The sequence below is a fragment of the Sporosarcina koreensis genome (assembly GCF_001531445.1).
Lineage (GTDB): Bacteria > Bacillota > Bacilli > Bacillales_A > Planococcaceae > Sporosarcina > Sporosarcina koreensis_C.
This window is the reverse complement of record NZ_LQYA01000045.1, coordinates 1-841: the sequence shown is the minus strand read 5'-3', so window position 1 is coordinate 841 and position 841 is coordinate 1. Positions and strand designations below refer to the sequence as shown.

The window sequence follows — 841 nt, the reverse complement described above, 5'->3', positions numbered from 1 at the left end:
TCCTTCATAGGCTCCTAGTGCCAAGGCATCCGCCGTGCGCCCTTTCTAACTTAACCTTTATACGGATTTCGATAAGCTGCGCATTGCGTTGTCAGCTCAGTCGATCAGTCAGTCACGTACTGAAGTACGCTCCTTCCCTCTATCCATCGCTTCTTAGCACTGCTTGCTTCTCGCAATCCTCGGGCGACTACCAATGCATAGCGATATGCACTAATAATCGTTAAAAAAGTATTGTTCAATCACAAAGTGATCGACTCGGTTGATTACTTGATGTTTTGTCCAGCCTCGGCAACCAGTTGCTTGGGTCATAAGGTGTATCAACTACGCGGCAAAAAGCGCCGCTTCGCCGATCCATCTTATGCCTGTCGCACCTGAACGGTTGCTTCGGCTTTTCTATCTTGCTTCAATGTCGTTTTATCCAGTTTTCAAAGAACAAATCACTCTCAATAGAGTAATTGGTGGAGCCTAGCGGGATCGAACCGCTGACCTCCTGCGTGCAAGGCAGGCGCTCTCCCAGCTGAGCTAAGGCCCCGGAATATAAATGGTGGGCCTAAGTGGACTCGAACCACCGACCTCACGCTTATCAGGCGTGCGCTCTAACCAGCTGAGCTATAGGCCCCTTCCGGGATTATGAAGTTTCTCTCGTCCTGTTTCCAACACATAATAGTGCTTTCCACTTTTCAACGAACCTTCAAAACTGAACGCAAAACGTCAACGTATGAACCTGAGGTTCATATTCCGTAATTATCCTTAGAAAGGAGGTGATCCAGCCGCACCTTCCGATACGGCTACCTTGTTACGACTTCACCCCAATCATCTGTCCCACCTTCGGCGGCTGGCT

At 49.2% G+C, this 841-nt stretch carries 2 tRNA genes and 1 rRNA gene; all 3 read right to left on the bottom strand.

Annotation, left to right across the window (positions count from 1 at the left end):
* Positions 1-456: 456 nt before the first annotated feature.
* Positions 457-532, bottom strand: a tRNA-Ala gene (locus AWV70_RS06845).
* Between the two features lie 10 nt (positions 533-542).
* A tRNA-Ile gene (locus tag AWV70_RS06840) sits at positions 543-619 on the bottom strand.
* 135 nt (positions 620-754) lie between these two features.
* A 16S ribosomal RNA gene (locus tag AWV70_RS06835) occupies positions 755-841 on the bottom strand; the annotation flags it as partial.